Origin of the sequence: Listeria immobilis (assembly GCF_014322765.1) — a bacterium.
Taxonomy (GTDB): domain Bacteria; phylum Bacillota; class Bacilli; order Lactobacillales; family Listeriaceae; genus Listeria; species Listeria immobilis.
Map to the genome: position 1 here is coordinate 235,480 of NZ_JAASTZ010000001.1, position 20,632 is coordinate 256,111.

Genomic DNA, 20,632 nt, shown 5'->3' on the forward strand with positions numbered 1-20,632 from the left:
AATAAAAGAAATAACTACTTTTGATTAATTTAATGTTTTTTTCATTTCTTTATGTTTAATACCTGCATCTAGAAAAATATCTGAACAAGTTTCATAGCCAAGTTTTTCATAGAAAGGGATGGCAGTTAGTTGTGCGCCTAGCTTTAATTTAGTTAAGCCGCGCATTTTTGCTTCGTTTTCAATTGCCTCCATGATGCTACGTCCGCTACCAGAACCCCGAGCGATTTTTTGTGTACAGATACGCTCGATTTTGCCATAGCCGTCTTGCTCGCGAAATCTGCCGGTTGCAAGTGGCGTGCCGTCCTTTGCATAGTCGACAAACATAACAACGGAATCCATTTCATCAAATTTGTCCCATTCTAGCGCTGGATCAACATTTTGTTCAACAACAAAAACATCATTTCTGATTTTGAGTGCAGCTTGTTTACCTACTTCATCTATTACTTTTTTTACAGTCAATATATTTCGTCCTTTCTTATGCACGCATGCTTTCTAAGTCGAATGTATTTACTGGCAACATAAATTGAAGCGATTCTTTGATGAAAGGCTGCCAGTATTTCCAGCGATGATCGCCATTAAATACATGGAAATAATAATCAAACTCACGAGAGGTTAATATTTGTTCTAATGATTTATTTGGTGAAAGAAAATCAAGTACTTCATTACCAGTTGTTTCCACTGCGGTTTCTTTATCACCGATGATATGATAAATTTTCATTTTGGAAGGATCTGCTTTTTTTGCTAGCGTAAGAATGGCCTCATCCACGTAAGGTGAGTGTAAAATAACATTACCGAATGTGAACGGGAATAATAAGGCTGCTTTTAATGATACAGAAGCACCTAGTGAGTCACCCATTAGGAATCTACTAGTTGGCATTTGGAAAGAAGGAAAGCGCTCTTCAAGATAAGGAATGAGTTCAAAAGCTAAGAAGCGGATATAAGCATCGTTTTGTTTACCATCTGGATGATATTTTTCCCGACGATCTATGACAGTTTTGTAAGGAATGCCAATGAAAATAGCTTTTTGAATTTGCTCATTTAGCGCAAGTTCTTCTGCGTTTCTAGCTAATTTCCCAAACTGAAAATAATCTTTGCCATCTTGCACGATAAATAATGGGTATTTATATAGAGGCGAAAAATCTGGCGGTAAGCAAATAATTAAATCTAGTTCCTCTCCTAGCGTCTTACTATAAAATTTTTCATCGAACATTTTGTGAGCTGTCATTTTCATTCTCTCCTTTCTAGAAATCTTTCCTATTAAGTGGATTGTTTTTTGAAAAGTTACTCTATTTTAGCATGAAACTAATAAAAAGAAGAACATTTTGCCTATTTATAGAAAAAAACTTTTCTTTTGACCTTACTTCACTGCAATATTGCTATTTAATGTGCTATACTGGAACGTACAATAATTCAGTTTTTATGATAGAAAGTGGGGATTTTGAATGAGTAAAGATATTGACTGGAGCAATTTAGGATTTAGTTATATTAAAACGGATAAACGTTACATTTCTTATTGGAAAGACGGGGAATGGGATGAAGGTTCACTTACAGAAGATAACACGCTACATATTAGTGAGGGATCTACAGCACTTCATTATGGCCAACAGTGCTTTGAAGGCTTAAAAGCATACCGTTGTAAGGACGGTTCGATTAATCTTTTCCGCCCAGACCGTAATGCTGCTCGAATTCAAAAAAGTTGTGAGCGTTTATTAATGCCGCATATTCCAACTGAAAAATTTATTGATGCTTGTATGCAAGTTGTTCGAGCAAATGAAGAATTTGTACCTCCATATGGTTCAGGTGCAACGCTTTATTTACGTCCATTTGTTATCGGTGTTGGTGATAATATTGGTGTACATGCTGCACCAGAATATATTTTCTCTGTTTTTTGTTCACCAGTAGGACCTTATTTTAAAGGTGGAATGACGCCAACGAACTTTATCGTTTCGGATTATGATCGTGCGGCTCCAAATGGTACTGGTGCAGCAAAAGTAGGTGGTAACTATGCTGCTAGTTTGTTACCAGGAAAAAATGCACAAACTCGTAATTTTGGTGATTGTATTTACCTAGATCCAGCTACACATACAAAAATTGAAGAGGTTGGAGCTGCGAATTTCTTTGGAATTACAAAAGACAATAAATTTATTACACCATATTCTCCATCCATTTTGCCAAGTATTACAAAATATTCATTGCTTTATCTAGCAGAGCATCGTTTAGGGCTTGAAGTAGAAGAGGGCGATGTATTTATTGATAAGCTAGATGAATTTAAAGAAGCTGGGGCTTGCGGGACTGCAGCTGTTATTACACCTATTGGAGGAATTCAAACAAAAGATGACTTCCACGTTTTTTATAGTGAAACAGAAGTAGGACCAGTAACAAAACAATTATTTGATGAATTATACGGAATTCAATTTGGGGATATTGAAGCACCTGAAAACTGGATTTATAAAGTGAAATAAGAAAACAGGGTTGGCGCACACGTAGCGCCAACCCTGTTTTTAATTTTAACCAGAAATATGTTTTTTAGGTAAGATGAAATGTAAAATATAGCTAACAATACAACAAGCAAACATCACCCAGAAAACCATATGAAGTCCACTATATAGAATGTCTCGAAGTGGTTCAACAAGATTGGCACTGACATTTCCAGAAGTTTGTGGACTGATTAATTGGTTTAAATTGTCACGATTTACTTCACTTCCAGCAACTTCACGGAATTGACTAGTTAGTACAGAGTTGAAAATGGTACCAAAGACTGCTACACCAATTGTTTGACCAACTGTTCTAAAAAGCGTATTGGAGGCGGTCGCAATACCTGTTTGAAACCTCGGTACAGCATCTTGAACTGTCACTGTAGTAGTAGTAAAGATAATTCCAAAGCCAAATCCCATAAAGGCACTATTTAAATAGAAGAAAATATCATTTGTACTAGCTGGGAATAAAGCAAGAATTAATCCACTCATGGCAGTAATTATAACCCCAAGTCCAACAGTATGGCGGTTTCCTAGGGTCATTAATAATTTTCCACCTATGAAAGAGCCAATAATCCAGGTGACGGAAAGTGGCGCTAACATAAATCCAGCGATGGTCGCACCGTGTCCAAGCATTCCTTGTGCCCACATAGGAATATAAACATTGATTCCAATTAAAAAGGCGCTAATTAAAAAGCCAATTAAATTACCGATTAAAACAACGGGATTCTTAAATAAAACAAATGGCATAATTGGATCTTGAGCCCTTTTTTCCACAAAATAAAAAGCAATAAATAATCCTATAGAAATGACAAACAATATAACAACGAGTGGTTCTGTCCAGTTGAGCGATTCGCCTGCTCGTTGAAGGGCAAATAACAATCCAAGTAACGCAACTGTAAATAACGAAGCGCCAAGAAAATCAATGGGTAGCTTCACATGCTCCACATTTTCACGTAAGTAAAGTAAAATGAGTAAAATAGTTAAAAGTCCGATTGGTACATTAATAAAGAATATCCAGTGCCAAGAAAGTTGATCAACTAAAAAACCACCTACTAACGGTCCAAATACGCCAGCGATTCCCCATGCAGAACCCATAAATCCAAGTACTTTTGCTCGTTTTTCAAATGGGTAGACATCGGCAATAATCGTCATAGTCGAAGGTAAGATACCGCCTGCACCAATACCTTGAATTGCGCGAAAAATAATTAATTGTTCCATATTTTGTGCAAATCCACAAAGTGATGAACCAATAATAAAAATAATTGTCGCAATCACAAAAATATTTTTTCGTCCATACAGATCAGATAGTTTTCCATAAATCGGAACTGTCACTGCGGATGTTAGTAAATAAACAGAAAAAATCCAGTTCATTAACTCTATACCGTCCAACTGACTTACAATCGTTGGCATCGCAGTACTTACGATGGTACCCTCAATAGCTGCCATAAATGTGGCTACAAATACGGCGATGGTAACGGCTTTCACTTTTGTTTGTTCCAAAAAATTCCCTCCCTTTTCATCTACCGAATTATAGCATAGAAAAGAAGGAAAGTGGGAAAAAAGTTGGTCATTAGAAATGCGATTTATTCGGATAAGCGCTATAATAAAGTAGAGAAAAGCGAACTAAAGGAGGAATTTTTTTGACTTACGAACCAAATACAAACAAAACAATGGAAAGAATTACTAAATTAACATCTATCCCAAGTCCAACTGGAAATACTGGGAACATTATTGAAACGATTGCGAAGGACTTAGCTGCCTCCAAAATCCAGTATAAATTAAATAATAAGGGTGGTTTAATTGTCACTCTTGCTGGTAAAGATGATACAAAACAGCGGATGTTAACTGCTCATGTAGATACGCTTGGTGCCATGGTGAAAGAAATTAAAGCAGATGGTCGCTTGCTTTTAAGTTTAATTGGTGGATACCGTTTTAATGCGATTGAAGGAGAATATTGTACGATTGAAACAAGTAATAGCGATGTATATAATGGAACGATTCTAATGCATCAAACCTCTGTTCATGTATATAAAGATGCAGGAACAGCAGAGCGTAATGAAAAAAATATGGAAGTTCGTTTAGATATGCGAGTTTCGGATGCAGAAAGTGTTCGTGCACTAGGGATAGAAGTGGGAGATTTTGTTTCCTTTGATCCAAGAACACAAATAATTAATGATGAATATATTAAATCTCGCCATTTAGATGATAAAGCAAGTGTCGCGATTTTATTACAAGTAATTGATTTTATCAATGATAATCAATTGGAATTACCGCACACAACCCATTTTTTAATTTCTAATAATGAAGAAATTGGTTATGGTGGAAACTCTAACATTCCAGAAGAAACAGTGGAATATTTGGCTGTAGATATGGGAGCGCTAGGAGACGGACAAACATCTGATGAGTATACAGTATCCATTTGTGCCAAAGATGGTAGTGGTCCATATCATTTAGGATTACGTAAACATTTAGTGGAACTTGCTGAAAAAAATAACATTGATTATAAAGTAGATATTTACCCGTATTATGCTTCTGATGCAAGTGCTGCAATCCATGCTGGAAATGATATTGTACATGGTCTAATCGGCCCAGGTGTTGATGCAAGTCACGCATACGAACGAACTCATCGCGATTCACTTTACCATACAGAAAAATTAGTCTATGCATATTTATTTTCGAATATATTAAAATAGGAGGAACAAATCATGAATGTTCACGATTTTTCTGAAAAAGCAATGAATGGCAAAGATATAACGCTAAGTGATTATAAAGGAAAAGTATTATTAATCGTTAATACAGCCAGTAAATGTGGTTTAACACCTCAGTTAGAAGGTCTTGAAGCAATGTACAAAAAGCTTGGCGGAGATCATTTTGAGATTCTTGGATTTCCGTGCAATCAATTTTTACACCAAGATCCAGGTAGTGACAAAGCAATTTTGGAATTTTGCCAAATGAATTATGGAGTGACCTTCCAAATGTTTTCTAAAATTAAGGTTAAAGGCAAAGACGCAACACCACTTTATAAATATTTAACAGAGCAAACTGGTGGAAAGAAAATAGAATGGAATTTTGCTAAATTTCTAATTGACGAAAATGGGAATGTAGTTGAACGCTTTCCTTCAAAAATGAAACCAGAAGATTTTGAGGACAAAGTTGCAGCATTGGTTGCAAATGTAAAATAATAGATAGAAAAACTCGGTAGCAACATTATACCGAGTTTTTTTGCATCTTAAGGAGGATAAAATGCAGGTTACTAATATTAGCTTGTAGTTTTTATAAGACTATTTATAATGAAATAGAGAGGCGGTGGCCAGATGGAATTTCGGGTGAAACAGGATAATAGCAGGACGGTTGGCGAAGTGGACATACATTGCCACCCAAATGATGTCGATAAGGTAACTAATATTGTTTCCAATTTAAAAGAAAAAATTTCTGTGAAAAAAGATGCGGAAACCTACTTGCTCGAACCGAATGTTATTTTATATTTTGAAGCTGTCGAAAATAAAATTTTTGTTTACACTGAAACAGAGGTTTATGAAACTAATTGGAAATTGTATGAATTAGAAGAACGATTTAATGAAAGCTCTTTTTTTAGATGTTCAAAGTCAATGATTTTAAATATTAAATGGATTGAAAAAGTTGCTCCTGGGTTTAATGGCAGATTGGAAGCGCGCTTGTTAAACAATGAAAAAGTCATTATTTCTAGGCAATATGCGAAAGTGTTAAAACAAAAATTGCAGATTGGAGGGAAAAAGAAATGAGTGGAAAAGTCGTACAACTTGTCCAAACTTTTAGTATTATTTTTACAGGCTCCATTTTAACAACAACTTTTTCTTATACTTTTCTGGCTAAAATGGATGGGGTACCAATTCAAGACGTTTTTGTATTAATTCTTTTTAGTATTATCGTGGTCGTTGTGGATGAACTACTTTTTAAAGAATCAAAGAAAGTAAAAGAAACTTTCCGTTTTCGCATAATTATTTTCTTTCTTTTTATTGAAGCAGCGATTTTAGGAATTGGCTGGATGCTTAATTGGTATGATTCAATTAATGGATTTCTGATTATTTTCGGATCTGTTTGCATTACCTTTCTTATTATGTATCTTTTTTTCCATATGCAAGCAGTGAAAGTAAGCAATGAAATCAATCAAAAACTAGCAGCAATGCGAGAAAAGGAGAAACAATGATAAAACTAGTAAATGTCGTTAAAAACTATGGAAAAGTGGCAGCAGTAAAAGGAATTGATTTGGAAGTTGAAAAAGGAGAGTTATTCGCCTTTCTTGGTGAGAATGGTGCGGGTAAATCAACAACGATTAGTATGATTTGTACCGAAAGTGAACCAACATCTGGAGCCATTTTTATTGATGGTGAAAAATTAACTGCAAAGAACAGAACTGCTTTCCGGCAAAAATTAGGGGTTGTTTTTCAGGAGAATGTTTTGGATGATTTATTGACTGTTAAAGAAAATTTGTATAATAGAGCAAGTTTATATGGAAAGACTCAAGCGGAAATTTCCGAACGACTTAAGTTAGTTTCTGCGATTATGGGGATTGAGGATATTTTAAATCGTCGTTTTGGAAAATTATCTGGTGGACAAAAACGGCGGGCGGAAATTGCTAGGGCGATTATGCATGATCCAGAAATTTTACTACTGGATGAACCAACAACTGGTCTTGATCCGAAAACAAGGGTGAGTGTCTGGAAGATTATTGATTATTTACGGGAACAATTTGGAATAACTGTTTTCTTGACAACTCATTATTTAGAAGAAGCAAGCGATGCCGACCAGTTGGCTGTTATTAATAAAGGGAAAATCATTGCACAAGGGACACCAGCTAATATTAGAAATCGCTTTTCCATGGATAAAATTTTCTTTTATGAGGCTAATGTAGCGGGACTTCAGCCAATTATTGAAAAAGCCAATTTGCCATTTCAGTTATCAAAAGGAACTATGCAGGTAGATATTACAGAAAGAAAAGTCGGAATTTTGGAACTATTAAACCGAACAGCAGGCTTGTATAGCTCTTTTGAGGTGATTAAAGGGAATTTAGATGATGCTTTTATTTCGATGATTAAGGAGGATTCTAATGATTAGTCGAAATTTAAAACTATATTTTCGTGATCGAACTTCTGTTTTTATGTCGTTACTGACGATTTTAATTATTATTGGCTTATACGCGATTTTTTTAGGAAACAATATGGAACAAATGTTTAAAGAAGCATCCGAGAAAACGATAGGAGTTGCAGAATTAGTTAATACTTGGGTAATTGCTGGGATTTTATCGATTACGCCTGTGACTGTATCGTTAGCCGTGTTTTCTTTGAAAGTTCACGATGAAGAATTAAGTATCGCTCGAAGTTTTGCGATTTCTCCTGCATCAAGATGGCGAATTGTTTTAAGCTATATTGCTAGTGGGCTGATTGCTTCTTTTTTGCTTTCGTTAGTGACTTTATTTGTTGGAGAAATGTATATTTGGTTGACAGGTGGAGTAATTTTACCACTGGACAGTTGGCTGAGTTTAATTGGTATTATGTTAATTAATGTGCTTTGTTGTAGCAGTATAATGTTTTTTATCACTAGCTTGGTAAAAAAAGCGAGTGCGTTTAGTTCTGTTTCTACTATTGTAGGTACAGTTATTGGTTTTATCGCTGGGATTTATTTGCCAATTGGTTCACTTCCAGATACTGTACAAACAATTATGAAGTGTTTCCCGTTTACATACGGAGCATCGGCTATTCGTGAAATTATGACGAAAGAGCCATTGCAACAAGTTTTTTCAGGTAATGCGGAAGCGCTCAAAACGACGAAAGAAATGATTGGTGTGACAATTTATTGGGGGGATAATAATGTAGCAATGGCGCTAAGTTTGCTTATTTTAGTAGGGTTTGCACTCATTTTTGGTATATTATCAGTGATTCTAATGAAACGACAAACAAAATAATTTTTGGATAAAAAAACAGCCGAAATACTCCTAGTTATGCTATACTTATGAAATGTGAATGAATCTAGGAGGAAAAAAACAATGAGTCAAGATTTGCAAAAAGAAGTTGCTTCACGCAAAACATTTGCGATTATTTCTCACCCGGATGCCGGAAAAACGACCATTACAGAGCAATTATTGCTATTTGGTGGCGTTATCCGTTCAGCAGGGACAGTAAAGGGAAAGAAATCTGGAAAATTTGCGACAAGTGATTGGATGGAAATTGAAAAACAACGTGGAATCTCCGTAACGAGTTCTGTGATGCAATTTGATTATAAAGGATCAAGAATTAATATTTTAGATACACCAGGTCACTCTGACTTTAGTGAAGATACGTACCGGACTTTAATGGCAGTTGACAGCGCAGTAATGGTAATTGATGCGGCGAAAGGTATTGAAGCACAAACACTAAAACTATTTAAAGTTTGTCGAATGCGTGGAATTCCGATTTTTACTTTTATTAATAAAATGGACCGTCAAGGGAAAATGCCACTGGAATTACTTGCGGAGTTAGAAGAAGTTCTTGGAATTGAATCATATCCAATGAACTGGCCGATTGGTATGGGGAAAGAGCTTGCTGGGCTGTATGACCGCTATCACCAGGTGATTGAGCAATATCGTTCAGAAGAAGAGGAGCGTTTCTTGCCACTTGGGGAAGACGGTGATTTGAAAGAACGGCATGCTATTCAGAGTTCCCTTTACTATGATCAAGCTTTGGAAGAGATTATGCTACTAGATGAAGCGGGTAACGATTTTAGCCGTGAACGAATTATTTCTGGAGAGCAAACGCCAGTGTTTTTTGGAAGTGCGCTTACTAATTTTGGAGTAGAAACATTCTTACGGACTTTTGTTGACTTTGCCCCATCTCCATCAAGCCATGAATCAAACGAGGGTATTATTGAAGCGGATAATCCGAAGTTTTCAGGTTTTATCTTTAAAATTCAAGCAAATATGAATCCAGCTCACCGTGATCGTATCGCTTTTATTCGGATTTGTTCTGGGGAATTTGAGCGTGGGATGAATGTGACGTTAACTCGAACTGGAAAAAATATTAAGCTAGCTAACTCTACTCAGTTTATGGCAGATGATCGGGAAACTGTTAATCGGGCTGTGGCTGGTGATATTATTGGTTTGTATGATACAGGAAATTATCAAATCGGTGATACTATTACGAATGGTAGCAAAAAATTAGAATTTGAGAAACTACCACAATTTACACCAGAATTATTTATGCGTGTTTATGCGAAAAATGTCATGAAACAAAAACATTTTCATAAAGGTGTTGAACAACTCGTTCAAGAGGGTGCCATACAGTTGTTCAAAACTTGGCGTACGGAAGAATACATCATTGGAGCTGTTGGTCAGTTGCAATTTGAAGTATTCGAACATCGGATGCGCGGGGAGTATAATTCGGAAATTAGGATGGAGCCAATCGGGAAGAAAATTGCTCGTTGGGTAAAAGAAGAAGATGCGGATGAAAAACTTTCCACTGCAAGAAGTATGCTAGTGAAAGATCGCTTCGACCAACCATTATTCTTATTTGAGAATGAGTTTGCAATCAATTGGTTTAATGATAAAAATCCAGATATTGAATTAACTTCTTTACTATAAAAGTCGCAACCTATTTGTTTTTAGCAAATAGGTTTTTTTTGCTTGACAATTTTAAAAATCGCGCTATAATTAGTTAGAATTCTAATTAATAAGGAGGCAGCTGTATGAGAAGAGAGAAGACGATGGATACACTTATTCGCTCGATAATGATTAAATCAAAGCGCAAAATGGATGCCAAAGTGGCTCAATTTGGATTAACAGCACAACAGGCTAGAGTACTTGGATTTTTAAATGATAATGATGCGAATGAAATTATCCAAAAAGATCTTCAAAAAATCTTCCAAACACGTGGCGCGAGTATTACTAGTTTGATTCAAGGCTTGGAAAAAAAGAAGCTAATCACGCGTAAGCCAAGTCTCCGCGATGGTCGAGAAAAAGTCGTGATATTAACAAAAGAAGGGAAGGAGATTGTAGATGAATTTAATGCATTCTTTCCGCGAGAAGATGATAAGGCAAAAAAAGTATTATCAGCCGAGGAATATAAAACGCTAATCGCACTACTTAGCAAAATTGATGATAATTCAGATTGAAAAAATTTAACTATATAGTTAGAATTCTAACTAATTTAACAGGAGGAAATAACATGAAACAAACAGATGAATTTTATTTAACAAAAGCGAGCATCCCAAAAGCAATTGCACATTTATCCATCCCGATGATGCTTGGGATGTCAGTCGGTGTTATCTATAATATAATTAATGCCTTTTTTATCGGCATGCTTCACGACACCTCAATGCTAACTGCGGTAACACTTGGACTTCCAATGTTTACGATTTTAATGGCAATTGGAAATATGTTTGGTGTTGGTGGCGGAACTTACATTTCTCGCTTACTTGGTAAAAAAGAAAACAGCAAGGCTAGAGCGGTTTCGGCGTTTGTACTCTATGGTAGTTTAGCGTTAGGAATACTTTGTGCAATCATCTTGGGATTAATGATTAATCCAGTAACTCACTTTCTTGGAGCAGATGCAGCAAGCTTTTTACACACCAAAAATTATACGTTAGCACTATTAATTTGTAGTCCGTTTATTATTGCCAATTTTGCGCTAGAGCAAGTGGTTCGTGCGGAAGGTGCTTCGAAAATTTCGATGAACGGAATGTTTATTAGCACTATCGTTAATTTGATTTTTGATCCGCTATTGATTTTATATTTTGATTTTAATGTGGTTGGAGCTGCGGTTTCGGTTGGCGTAGCAAGTGCCGTTTCTCTTGTTTACTACGCTTGGTACTTAGAGAAAAAAAGTGCTTATTTATCCATCCAGTTTAAATGGTTTCGGGTTACTAAAGAGATGATTAGCAATGTATTTAAAATTGGCGTTTCCGAACTGCTTTTATCATTATTCCTAATTGTAACTACCTTAATTTTAAACTATTATTCGATTAGTTACGGAGAAGGAGTTGTGGCTGGCTTTGGGGTAGCACTTCGCGTCGTACAATTACCTGAATTTATTTGTATGGGGCTTTATATGGGGATAATTCCTCTGTTAGCTTATAATTATAGTGCAGGAAATATTGCTAGATTTGAGAAAGCAATTCGTTTTACAGCGATAAGTATCGGCTTTATTGTCTTAGTTATTTCAAGTTTGGTATTTTTGTTCCGTTTTCAAGTGATGCATTTATTTAGTGAAAGTCCAAGTGTCATCATGCTTGGTGTGCACATTATGGTTGCGATGTTGATTTCCTCCTTATTTAGTGGATTTACTGGTCTTTTCACAAGTACGTTCCAAGCAATTGGAAAAGCGATTCCAGCAACGATTATGTCTGTTTCGCAAGGGATTATTTTTATTCCAGTGATTATGTTGGGACAGCATTATTTTGGCTTAGTTGGCGTTATTTGGTCGTTAACTGCAACAGAAATCCTCACTTGTATTATCGGTGTGACACTTTTCACAATTTACAATATAAAAATCGCTAGTAGTACAAAAGCCAAAGATTTAGCGGTTTAAAAAGTTTGTGAGAATATATAGTTGACGAGCTCTTCTAAATTATGGTATTATTTTCTAGGTAATCATATATCGTTCTTTGACAAATGTCAGAGGGGAGTAGCGCTGATTAGCTTTTTAATCAGGATAAAGTCGTCATTACATGGTAGAGATATCATCGGTTTTATCACATTTAATTTTTAAATGTTAGCGAGACCTTTGCCTTTATGGGCAGGTCTCGCTTTTTTGTTTCTTTAAATTAGGAGATCTTTGACATTTTTTATAGAATAAAGGAGGAAATTTATTAGTGGATACAGCAATGATTTTAGAATACGGTTGGGTGTTACTTGTCCTGATCGGTCTTGAGGGGATTCTGGCAGCAGATAACGCCGTGGTTATGGCGGTTATGGTCAAACATCTCCCAGACAAACAACAGAAAAAAGCATTATTTTATGGACTTATGGGGGCATTTGTCTTCCGGTTTGGGGCACTATTCCTTATTTCCTTTTTGGCAAACGTTTGGCAAGTTCAAGCGCTTGGTGCCGCATACTTACTATATATTGCAATTAGCCATATTTGGAAGCATGCAAAAGGTAAAGATGGAGAAAAAGAAAAGAAAGAAAAAGCAGGTTCTGGTTTTTGGATGACCGTTTTAAAAGTAGAAATTGCGGATATTGCCTTTGCGATTGATTCGATGCTTGCTGCTGTTGCACTTGCGATTACACTTCCAGAAACTGGGTGGGGTCACATTGGTGGAATTGATACTGGGCAATTCGCGATTATGTTCTTAGGCGGCTTAGTCGGATTAATTATTATTCGTTTTGCAGCAACGCAATTTGTTAAATTACTGAAAAATTATCCAAGTCTAGAAACTGCCGCATTTTTAATAGTTGGTTGGGTAGGAGTGAAGCTAGTTATTTACACATTAGCTCATCCAAGTCTTGGTGTTATTCCACATAGCTTCCCTGAGTCAACGCTTTGGAAACTTATTTTCTGGGGTGTAATGATTCTAATTATCATATGGGGCTGGTTTGTATCATATCGTAGTAAGAAAAAGACAGAAACTACTAACTAAATAATAAAAAACCAGAAGTGCATTTTTGTACTTCTGGTTTTACATACAACAAGGTGCCGAAAACACATTTTTATGATAGAGTAGAAGGATGGTGGAGGAAAGATGGATGTTTCTATTTGGGGTGAATATGCCTTAGTATTCCTTGTGTTAGTTATTTTAGAAGGAATTCTTTCAGCAGACAATGCTGTAGTGATGGCTGTAATAGTTAAAGGTTTACCACATGAAAAACAACGAAAAGCATTATTTTATGGGCTAGTTGGTGCATTTGTTTTCCGATTTATTGCACTTTTTTTAATTTCATTTTTAGTGAAAATATGGGAAATTCAAGCTATTGGCGCCATTTATTTGTTATATTTAGCAATTAAACATATGTGGAAACTGAAAAAAGGTAAGCAAGAGGATGTCAAAGAAGTGGCGAATGCAAAATCTACTTCTTTTTGGGGTGTAGTAGCCCGAGTGGAGTTAACAGATATTGCATTTGCGCTAGATTCGATGTTAGCGGCAGCTGCGTTAGTCGTTACTTTACCAGATTTGGGCAACTTTGAAATAGGTGGAATGAATGGTGGGCAATTTATTGTTATGTTCCTTGGGGGAATTGCCGGGTTAGTTGTTATTCGTTTTGCAGCTACCCAAGTAGTAAAATTATTAGAACGCTATCCTACCTTAGAAACAGCCGCATTTTTAATTGTTGGTTGGGTAGGGGTGAAAATGGCGGTTTTAACACTTGCACATCCTTCAGTTGCCATCATTCCAGAAGATTTTCCAGATTCAGCTGTTTGGAAGCTGACATTTTGGTCGGTTATGATAATAATAGGTTTGGGTGGTTATATCATTGCGAGAAAAAAAGAGAAACAAAACAAAAGAATTTGAATATGATCAAGAAGTAAAATTGCGTAGAAGATTAAAGCTTGTGTTAGCACGTATGACACCAGTTCAAGTCATTATCACATATTACTTTTTTGCTGTTACAATTTCAACCATTGTTCTTAGCATGCCGTTTACGCTACAAAAAGGGGTTAAAGTGTCATTTATTGATACGCTTTTCACGGCGGCAAGTTCTGTTAGTGTAACGGGTCTTGCAACAGTGGATGTTAGTCAAACTTACAGTACAGCCGGAATCTGGGTCTTAATGGCGATTTTCCAAATTGGCGGACTCGGCGTGATGATGATTAGTACTTTCTTTTATTTAATCTTAAAAAGACGTATTGGTTTAAAACAAAGACAGCTTATTATGACAGATACTAATCAATTTACAATGAGCGGTATGGTAAGGATGTTAAGAGAAATTCTAATGCTTATTTTTGGGATTGAGTTAATAGGTGCACTTATTTTGGGGATTTATTTTGTTCCACTTTATCCTAATGTTGGTGATGCGATGTTCCAAGGATTGTATAACTCGGTTTCGCTAGTAACAAATGCCGGAGTTGATATTACTGGGAAATCACTGATTCCATTTGCGAATGATTATTTTGTACAATTTGTCTCTATTTTACTCATTATTGCCGGAGCGATTGGTTTTCCGGTATTACTGGAAACTCGAAAATTTTTATTTGAAAAAAATACATTAATTCCATTCCGCTTTTCTTTATTTGTAAAAGTAACGACATTGACCTATTTTGTGTTACTAATTGCTGGAGGCTTATTAATTTGGCTATTTGAGTACAATCATTTCTTTAGTGGGAAGACTTGGGACTTTGGCTTCTTTAACTCCATGTTTTTATCTGCGACTTCTCGAAGTGCCGGATTACAAACGATTGACAATGGGGCGCTCTCCGTCTCCACTTTGCTACTCGTATCTTTCTTGATGTTCATCGGTGCTTCACCAAGTTCTGTCGGGGGCGGGATACGAACGACGACTTTCGCTATTACGATTTTATTTATTTATTCAGTGATTCGCGGTCGCAAGCATGTTTATATTTTTGGACGAGAATTGCATCAAGAAGACGTGAGAAAGTCGCTTGCAGTAACACTTGTTGCAGGCTTCCTATGTATCTCGGCAATGGTTATTTTAATGCAAACAGAGCAAGCGCCACTAAGTGCTGTGATATTTGAAGTATTTTCGGCGTTTGGTACTAGTGGTTTATCAGTTGGATTAACGCCAGATTTATCAACACCAGGGAAAATAATTATCATAATATTAATGTTTATTGGTCGGGTTGGAATTATGTATTCAATGCTAAGTTTAAGAAATAAAAATCAACCTAAAAATGCTATTCGTTTACCGAAAGAGAAGATAATTACTGGTTAATAAAAAGCCTTTCTGCCGTTCGCAGCAGAGAGGTTTTTTGCATGAAAAAATCCCTGACCAATGAGATCAGGGATTTGTCTTTAATATTTTGATTTAGGTGTTGGTTGTCTGAAAATGCCCATTAAACCAGTTAAAGTAATTAAAATACCAGATACTACCCATGCTGTACCGATAATAAAGAATAATACAATTCCAATAATAACTAAGATAACTCCCCAACCACGCGGCGCTGATTTAATTAGCAATGAAGCAATTAGCGCAACAACAGATGCAATTAAGGTAATCCACCCAAGATTTGCTAATTCATCACCTATATTACCGGGCAAATAAGTAAAAGTTTGAATATAATCTGTTACATTATCTCCATAATTAATAATCCAAAATCCAACAAAAATACCAATAATAGAGCCAATCAATCCAATAATAATTTCTGGTTTTCTCGATTCCATAATAAAGCCTCCTTTTTTCATTCTATATCTTTAATAACTTTCCCGCTTTGTAAGTCTACTAAACACATCATGTATCATAGAAGTTCGAAGTTCAATTACTGGCTGAACAAATGTTTTGACTAGTCGACTGGATAGTAAAATGGTTAAAGCGAAAGTGGAAGCGAATAATAAGAAAAAAGTAGACGGACTATGTCGGAACTCTATTTGACCTCCTTCACGAAAGAATTTAATAAAGAAACCGTGAAGTAAATAAACATAAAGCGTATTTTTACCCCATTTAGTGAAAAATAGCTTTTTCTTTGGAACTAAACTAAAAAAAGCAGCAATGGAGCAAAAACTTATGAAGTAAACTAAAAAGCGGATAAACAGTCCTAAAGATTTTACTTCAACAAAATTTGCATAAGGTTTAGAACCTAAAAACCATTTATCATTTAAACTGGGATTTAAAGCAATAAAAATAAGTAATAATATAATGAAAATCCCGCTCATAATAGTAACAAAATGTGTTTTAAGAAAGTAAAAATGTTCTTTTGTTAAAAAAAAGCCTACTAAAAAGAATGGGAAGAAAACAAGTGTCCGGGATAAACTAAGATATCCACCAATGACATCAAAATATCCCGCTGCTAGTCCAATAAATAGAGCTAATGAGACCGATTTCCATGGTTTCATTCTAGCAAAAACAAGCAACATTAAATTCCAAAAAAATAAACTAAGCAAAAACCAAAGAGACCATTCAGGATCTAAAAAAGTAATAGATAGGTTATCTTTATTTAGTAAAAAATAATAGAAAATACTATAAATCAATTGAAAAAAAGCATAAGGTAAAATTAGCTTTTTCATCATTTTTTTCAAGTAACCGGGCTTACCATAACTTTTGGCGAAAAAGCCAGATATAAGAATAAAGGCAGGCATATGAAAAGTGTAAATATAAATATATAAAACACGAACACTAGCATATTCTGCAATAAATGTTTGAAGAAAATGGCCAAAAACCACTAAAAAAATCAAAATGAATTTGGCATTATCAAAATAGCTTTCCCGTTTTTGTGCGGTGCTTACCATAACGAACAATCCTTTCTATGTTGAACTTACCTGTTTTTGTTTTCCCTAAATTCTGTAACGATTAACCAACAGTTGGATAACAAAATATCTCAAATATTAATGAACGATGACACTTGTTTGCGGATTTTTTTAAGGCATGCTATCGTTATAGAAATAAAAATGAACGGGAGGTATGACTATTTTATGCTAAAACAAACAATGGCTTTACCAGTAGGAACTTTATATATTAGTATATTATCAGAAGGAATAAGAAGCATTTCATACGATGAACCGTCTAATTGGGAGATAGTTGCTGGAGGGCAAACCGAGCAAGTAATCTATACGAATTTAGTGACGCAGTTAGAAGCTTATTTTGACGGTGCATTAAAGCAGTTCGATTTACCGTTAATACTTGTTGGGACACCCTTTCAAAAGCGAGTGTGGCAATCCTTAAGTGAGGTACCATATGGAGAAGTTGTGAGTTATAAAGATATTGCCATTTCCGCTGGGAGTCCTAAAGCGGTTCAAGCAGTAGGGCAAGCAAATCGCGCCAATCCAATTCCGATTATCATTCCTTGCCATCGGTGTGTAAAAAGTAACGGGGAACTTGGCGGATATAATGGAACTGATATTGATAAAAAACAATATTTATTGGCACTAGAAACATACTAAAATCAGTGAATAGTGTAATTTTTGATAATAAAGTTGTTTAAATGCTTTTTTGAGCCATTTTCTTTATGGAGAATTTAGAGTAAAATGAAAAGAAATTCTATTACAAAAGTAGGAGAGAGGGGAGACGTCTAATGAAAGTAGAAATAGTTGACTATCAAAGTGACTGGAAAACGCTTTTTGAAGAAGAAAAGAGCATTATTAGAGAAATTATTGAAAAAAATGAAGTGCTAATTGCTCATATTGGAAGTACTTCCGTAGAAAATTTAAGTGCCAAACCAATAATTGATATACTATTGGTTGTAAATGACCTAGCCCAATTAGATAATGCAAGGACAGAATTTGAAAAAATCGGGTATGAATACATGGGAGAGTTTGGTCTTCCTGGCAGGAGATATATGAGAAAAGGCGGAGATACTCGAACACATCAAATCCACGCATATCAATTTGATAGTATATCAGAAATACAACGCCATCTTTCTTTTAGAGATTATTTAAGAGAAAATAAAGAGATTGCTAATGAATATGCAGAATTAAAAAAGGCGCTTGCTCAAAAATACTCAACTGATATTGAGGGGTATTGTGATGGAAAAGATTTATTTATAAAAAATCATGAAGCATTGGCATTAAAAAAACATTGGAAAACATATCAAAATTAAAATAAACATAAAAAAGCAAGAATCATTGTATAGAACCATTTTTAGAAAATGGAATAGACAAGATTCTTGCTTTTTTTATTGATGTTTTCGTTTCTATTTTAGGCTTGCATTATACAGTAGCTTGTTCGCTTATTACAATATTTTTAGCACCATCAAGCGTTGCGCTAAGTTTTTTTGCTTCTGGTTGATCGATTAATTTGTCAGCAATTACGTCTTCTAAATGTTCTTGGATTGTCCGGCGAAGAGGTCTAGCACCAAATTTAGGATCATAACCAAGTTCAATTAAATGTTCTTTTACTTCTTGGGAAACATCGATAGCCACATCTTCTGTTGCTAGCATTGTATTTAAATCAATAAGCATTAAGTCGATGATTTGTACTAAATCAGCTTTTTCGAGTGATTTAAATTCGATGACACTATCTAGACGATTTAGAAATTCTGGTTTAAAGTAAGCGCCTAATTTTGCAAGAATGTCCGAACCTTTTTCAAGTTTAGCATCAGTTGTCGTGTTAAAGCCGACAGAAGCTTCTGTGTCAGTGGTTCCGGCATTACTTGTCATAATGATGACAGTATCTTTAAAACTAACTGTGCGACCTTGAGAGTCAGTTAAACGACCATCTTCTAAAATTTGTAAAAACATATGTTGTACGTCTGGATGTGCTTTTTCAATTTCGTCTAATAGAATAATACTGTACGGATTACGACGAACTTTTTCGGTTAATTGTCCTGCTTCTTCATGACCAACATAGCCTGGAGGAGAACCGATTAATTTAGAAACGCTGTGTTTTTCCATGAATTCACTCATATCTAAACGAATCATTGCTTCACTCGTACCGAATAATTCACGTGCAAGTGTCCGGCCTAATTCTGTTTTTCCGACTCCGGTAGGTCCAACGAAAAGAAATGAACCAATTGGACGATTTTTTGCCTTTAAGCCAACACGGCTACGACGAATAGCTTTTGCTACTTTTTTCACGGCATCAGCTTGTCCAATTACTTTTCCAGATAGGTTGCTTTCTAAGTTTTTCATTTTTGATTGTTCATTTTCTTGTAAACGACCGACTGGAATTCCTGTTTTTTCTTCAATAATTGCTTGGATATCGGATGCTTGAATTACAGAACGCTCGGAGAAATTGTTATTTGTTTTATTTTCTTCTAAGCGAGAAATTTCATCACGAACTTTTGCTGCTTTTTCGTAGTCTTCCATTTGAAGAGCTTGATTTTTTTCTACTTCTAGACGTGCAACACGTTCGCTTATCGTATTTTCATCTAGTTTTTCGATAGCAAGATTATATTTAGAACCAACTTCATCCATTAAATCGATTGCTTTGTCTGGCAAATGACGATCTTGAATATAGCGTGTACTTAGTTCTACGGCTGCTTTTAAAGCTTCTGGAGAGTATACAACCTCATGGAATTCTTCATATTTATCCTTTAAACCATTTAAAATAATTAAAGTTTCATCAGTAGTTGGTTCATTTACAGTCACTGGTTGGAAGCGACGTTCAAGTGCTGCATCTTTTTCAATGGTGCGATATTCTTTAAGCGTAGTTGCACCAATCATTTGTAGATCACCTCGTGCAAGTGCTGGTTTTAAAATATTTCCAGCATCCATTGAACCTTCCGCAGATCCTGCACCAACAATAGTGTGCACTTCATCAATAAACAAAATTGTATTTTTACGATCTTGTAACTCTTTAATTAATTGTTTCATTCGTTCTTCAAATTGACCACGGATACCAGTACCAGAAACAAGAGAAGCTACATCAAGTAAAATGACTTCTTTGTTTAGTAATTTAGTAGGTACTTCTCCTAAATTGATGGCATTCGCAAGACCTTCAACAACGGCAGTTTTACCAACACCTGGTTCACCAATTAGCACAGGATTATTTTTATTACGACGATTCAATATTTCGATAACACGTTTAATTTCTTTATCCCGACCAATCACTGGATCTAATTGATTGTTTTTTGCCATATCTGTTAAATTGGTACCAAATTCATCTAGTAAACCATTGCCATCATTTCCAGTTTGGGTTTGCACTTGTGCTTGATTTCTTTGCGCTTGGTTTGCTTGATTAGCAGCACCACTTAGTTGGCGGAAAATATCATCGAACGGTGAGCTACCACCTGTTGAAAACTCATTTCCTCCATAATTTGCTTGATTTCTAACTTCGGCATAACAAGACGCGCAAAGTGGCATTTCAACACGTTTGCCGTTAATATTCATATATAATTGGACTGTCGCTTGATTTTGATTACATCTTTCACAATTCATAAATTAACTTCCTCCTTTAAAAATGAGAATAGAAGGCCTTGACTTTGACTAACTTTGACCTTATGTGTTTATTATATACTGACCTATTTTGACTTTCAAGTATTTTGCTTATTTTTTTTGAAAAAAAAGCCTCTGAATTTGAGCTGACCCCCAAAAGTTGGACCTGAAAATCTAACTTTTGGAGGTTTTTTTGTATGGCAAAATACAGTTTGGAATTTAAGCTT

The 20,632-nt window shown here is 35.5% G+C and carries 21 protein-coding genes and 1 riboswitch; of the genes, 15 read left to right on the forward strand and 6 right to left on the reverse strand.

Annotation, left to right across the window (positions count from 1 at the left end):
* Positions 1–24: 24 nt before the first annotated feature.
* Together HCJ50_RS01200 and HCJ50_RS01205 are read right to left on the reverse strand one after the other, a co-directional pair.
* On the reverse strand, positions 25–459 hold the full coding sequence (locus tag HCJ50_RS01200; RefSeq protein WP_185346369.1) for a GNAT family N-acetyltransferase: 435 nt from the start codon (positions 457–459) through the stop codon (positions 25–27).
* 16 nt (positions 460–475) lie between these two features.
* On the reverse strand, positions 476–1,225 hold the full coding sequence (locus HCJ50_RS01205; protein ID WP_187127461.1) for an alpha/beta hydrolase: 750 nt from the start codon (positions 1,223–1,225) through the stop codon (positions 476–478).
* A 217-nt stretch (positions 1,226–1,442) separates the two neighbouring features.
* Between HCJ50_RS01205 and HCJ50_RS01210 the strand changes: the two genes are divergently transcribed.
* On the forward strand, positions 1,443–2,462 hold the full coding sequence (locus HCJ50_RS01210) for a branched-chain amino acid aminotransferase (RefSeq protein WP_185346365.1): 1,020 nt from the start codon (positions 1,443–1,445) through the stop codon (positions 2,460–2,462).
* Between the two features lie 45 nt (positions 2,463–2,507).
* Here the strand turns inward: HCJ50_RS01210 and HCJ50_RS01215 are convergent, their stop codons facing one another.
* Positions 2,508–3,977, reverse strand: coding sequence for an LM6179_1298 family efflux MFS transporter (locus HCJ50_RS01215; protein ID WP_185346363.1), 1,470 nt, complete (start codon positions 3,975–3,977; stop codon positions 2,508–2,510).
* A 140-nt stretch (positions 3,978–4,117) separates the two neighbouring features.
* On the opposite strand from HCJ50_RS01215, the gene HCJ50_RS01220 reads away from it, so the two are divergent.
* The 12 genes from HCJ50_RS01220 to HCJ50_RS01275 all read left to right on the forward strand — a co-directional run bounded on the left by HCJ50_RS01220 (position 4,118) and on the right by HCJ50_RS01275 (position 15,312).
* On the forward strand, positions 4,118–5,170 hold the full coding sequence (locus tag HCJ50_RS01220; protein WP_185346361.1) for a M42 family metallopeptidase: 1,053 nt from the start codon (positions 4,118–4,120) through the stop codon (positions 5,168–5,170).
* 12 nt (positions 5,171–5,182) lie between these two features.
* A complete protein-coding gene (locus tag HCJ50_RS01225; protein ID WP_185346359.1) occupies positions 5,183–5,659 on the forward strand; it encodes a glutathione peroxidase in 477 nt (158 codons plus the stop codon).
* Positions 5,660–5,791: 132 nt separating this feature from the next.
* A complete protein-coding gene (locus HCJ50_RS01230) occupies positions 5,792–6,238 on the forward strand; it encodes a LytTR family DNA-binding domain-containing protein (protein ID WP_185346357.1) in 447 nt (148 codons plus the stop codon).
* The gene (locus tag HCJ50_RS01235) at positions 6,235–6,663 is read left to right on the forward strand and encodes a DUF3021 family protein (RefSeq protein WP_185346355.1); all 429 of its coding nucleotides are present in this window, start codon (positions 6,235–6,237) and stop codon (positions 6,661–6,663) included. Before HCJ50_RS01230 ends, HCJ50_RS01235 begins: the two co-directional genes overlap by 4 nt.
* Positions 6,660–7,571 carry an ABC transporter ATP-binding protein gene (locus HCJ50_RS01240; protein ID WP_185346353.1) on the forward strand — a complete coding sequence of 304 codons (912 nt, stop codon included), beginning with the start codon at positions 6,660–6,662 and terminating at the stop codon, positions 7,569–7,571. Before HCJ50_RS01235 ends, HCJ50_RS01240 begins: the two co-directional genes overlap by 4 nt.
* On the forward strand, positions 7,564–8,418 hold the full coding sequence (locus HCJ50_RS01245) for an ABC transporter permease (RefSeq protein ID WP_185346351.1): 855 nt from the start codon (positions 7,564–7,566) through the stop codon (positions 8,416–8,418). Before HCJ50_RS01240 ends, HCJ50_RS01245 begins: the two co-directional genes overlap by 8 nt.
* Positions 8,419–8,499: 81 nt before the next feature.
* Positions 8,500–10,068 carry a peptide chain release factor 3 gene (locus HCJ50_RS01250; RefSeq protein WP_185346349.1) on the forward strand — a complete coding sequence of 523 codons (1,569 nt, stop codon included), beginning with the start codon at positions 8,500–8,502 and terminating at the stop codon, positions 10,066–10,068.
* Positions 10,069–10,172: 104 nt separating this feature from the next.
* Complete coding sequence (locus HCJ50_RS01255; protein ID WP_185346347.1) at positions 10,173–10,598, forward strand: MarR family winged helix-turn-helix transcriptional regulator; 426 nt, start codon at positions 10,173–10,175, stop codon at positions 10,596–10,598.
* Between the two features lie 53 nt (positions 10,599–10,651).
* A complete protein-coding gene (locus HCJ50_RS01260) occupies positions 10,652–12,013 on the forward strand; it encodes an MATE family efflux transporter (RefSeq protein WP_185346345.1) in 1,362 nt (453 codons plus the stop codon).
* Between the two features lie 79 nt (positions 12,014–12,092).
* Positions 12,093–12,198, forward strand: a riboswitch (yybP-ykoY riboswitch).
* Between the two features lie 98 nt (positions 12,199–12,296).
* Positions 12,297–13,064: a TerC family protein gene (locus HCJ50_RS01265; RefSeq protein WP_185346343.1), complete on the forward strand. Its 768-nt coding sequence runs from the start codon at positions 12,297–12,299 to the stop codon at positions 13,062–13,064.
* Positions 13,065–13,166: 102 nt separating this feature from the next.
* A complete protein-coding gene (locus HCJ50_RS01270; RefSeq protein WP_185346341.1) occupies positions 13,167–13,934 on the forward strand; it encodes a TerC family protein in 768 nt (255 codons plus the stop codon).
* 52 nt (positions 13,935–13,986) lie between these two features.
* Positions 13,987–15,312: a TrkH family potassium uptake protein gene (locus HCJ50_RS01275; protein WP_185346541.1), complete on the forward strand. Its 1,326-nt coding sequence runs from the start codon at positions 13,987–13,989 to the stop codon at positions 15,310–15,312.
* Positions 15,313–15,392: 80 nt separating this feature from the next.
* Here HCJ50_RS01275 and HCJ50_RS01280 read toward each other — a convergent pair whose 3' ends face one another.
* Both HCJ50_RS01280 and HCJ50_RS01285 read right to left on the reverse strand, forming a co-directional pair.
* Positions 15,393–15,761 (reverse strand): DUF4064 domain-containing protein, encoded by a 369-nt coding sequence (locus tag HCJ50_RS01280; RefSeq protein ID WP_185346339.1) that lies wholly within the window; start codon positions 15,759–15,761, stop codon positions 15,393–15,395.
* A 30-nt stretch (positions 15,762–15,791) separates the two neighbouring features.
* The gene (locus tag HCJ50_RS01285; RefSeq protein ID WP_185346338.1) at positions 15,792–16,823 is read right to left on the reverse strand and encodes an acyltransferase family protein; all 1,032 of its coding nucleotides are present in this window, start codon (positions 16,821–16,823) and stop codon (positions 15,792–15,794) included.
* Between the two features lie 183 nt (positions 16,824–17,006).
* Between HCJ50_RS01285 and HCJ50_RS01290 the strand changes: the two genes are divergently transcribed.
* A complete protein-coding gene (locus HCJ50_RS01290) occupies positions 17,007–17,474 on the forward strand; it encodes a methylated-DNA--[protein]-cysteine S-methyltransferase (protein WP_185346336.1) in 468 nt (155 codons plus the stop codon).
* 131 nt (positions 17,475–17,605) lie between these two features.
* Positions 17,606–18,130, forward strand: coding sequence for a GrpB family protein (locus HCJ50_RS01295; RefSeq protein ID WP_185346334.1), 525 nt, complete (start codon positions 17,606–17,608; stop codon positions 18,128–18,130).
* Positions 18,131–18,239: 109 nt separating this feature from the next.
* Here the strand turns inward: HCJ50_RS01295 and HCJ50_RS01300 are convergent, their stop codons facing one another.
* The gene (locus HCJ50_RS01300; protein WP_185346332.1) at positions 18,240–20,408 is read right to left on the reverse strand and encodes an ATP-dependent Clp protease ATP-binding subunit; all 2,169 of its coding nucleotides are present in this window, start codon (positions 20,406–20,408) and stop codon (positions 18,240–18,242) included.
* Positions 20,409–20,632 lie beyond the last annotated feature (224 nt).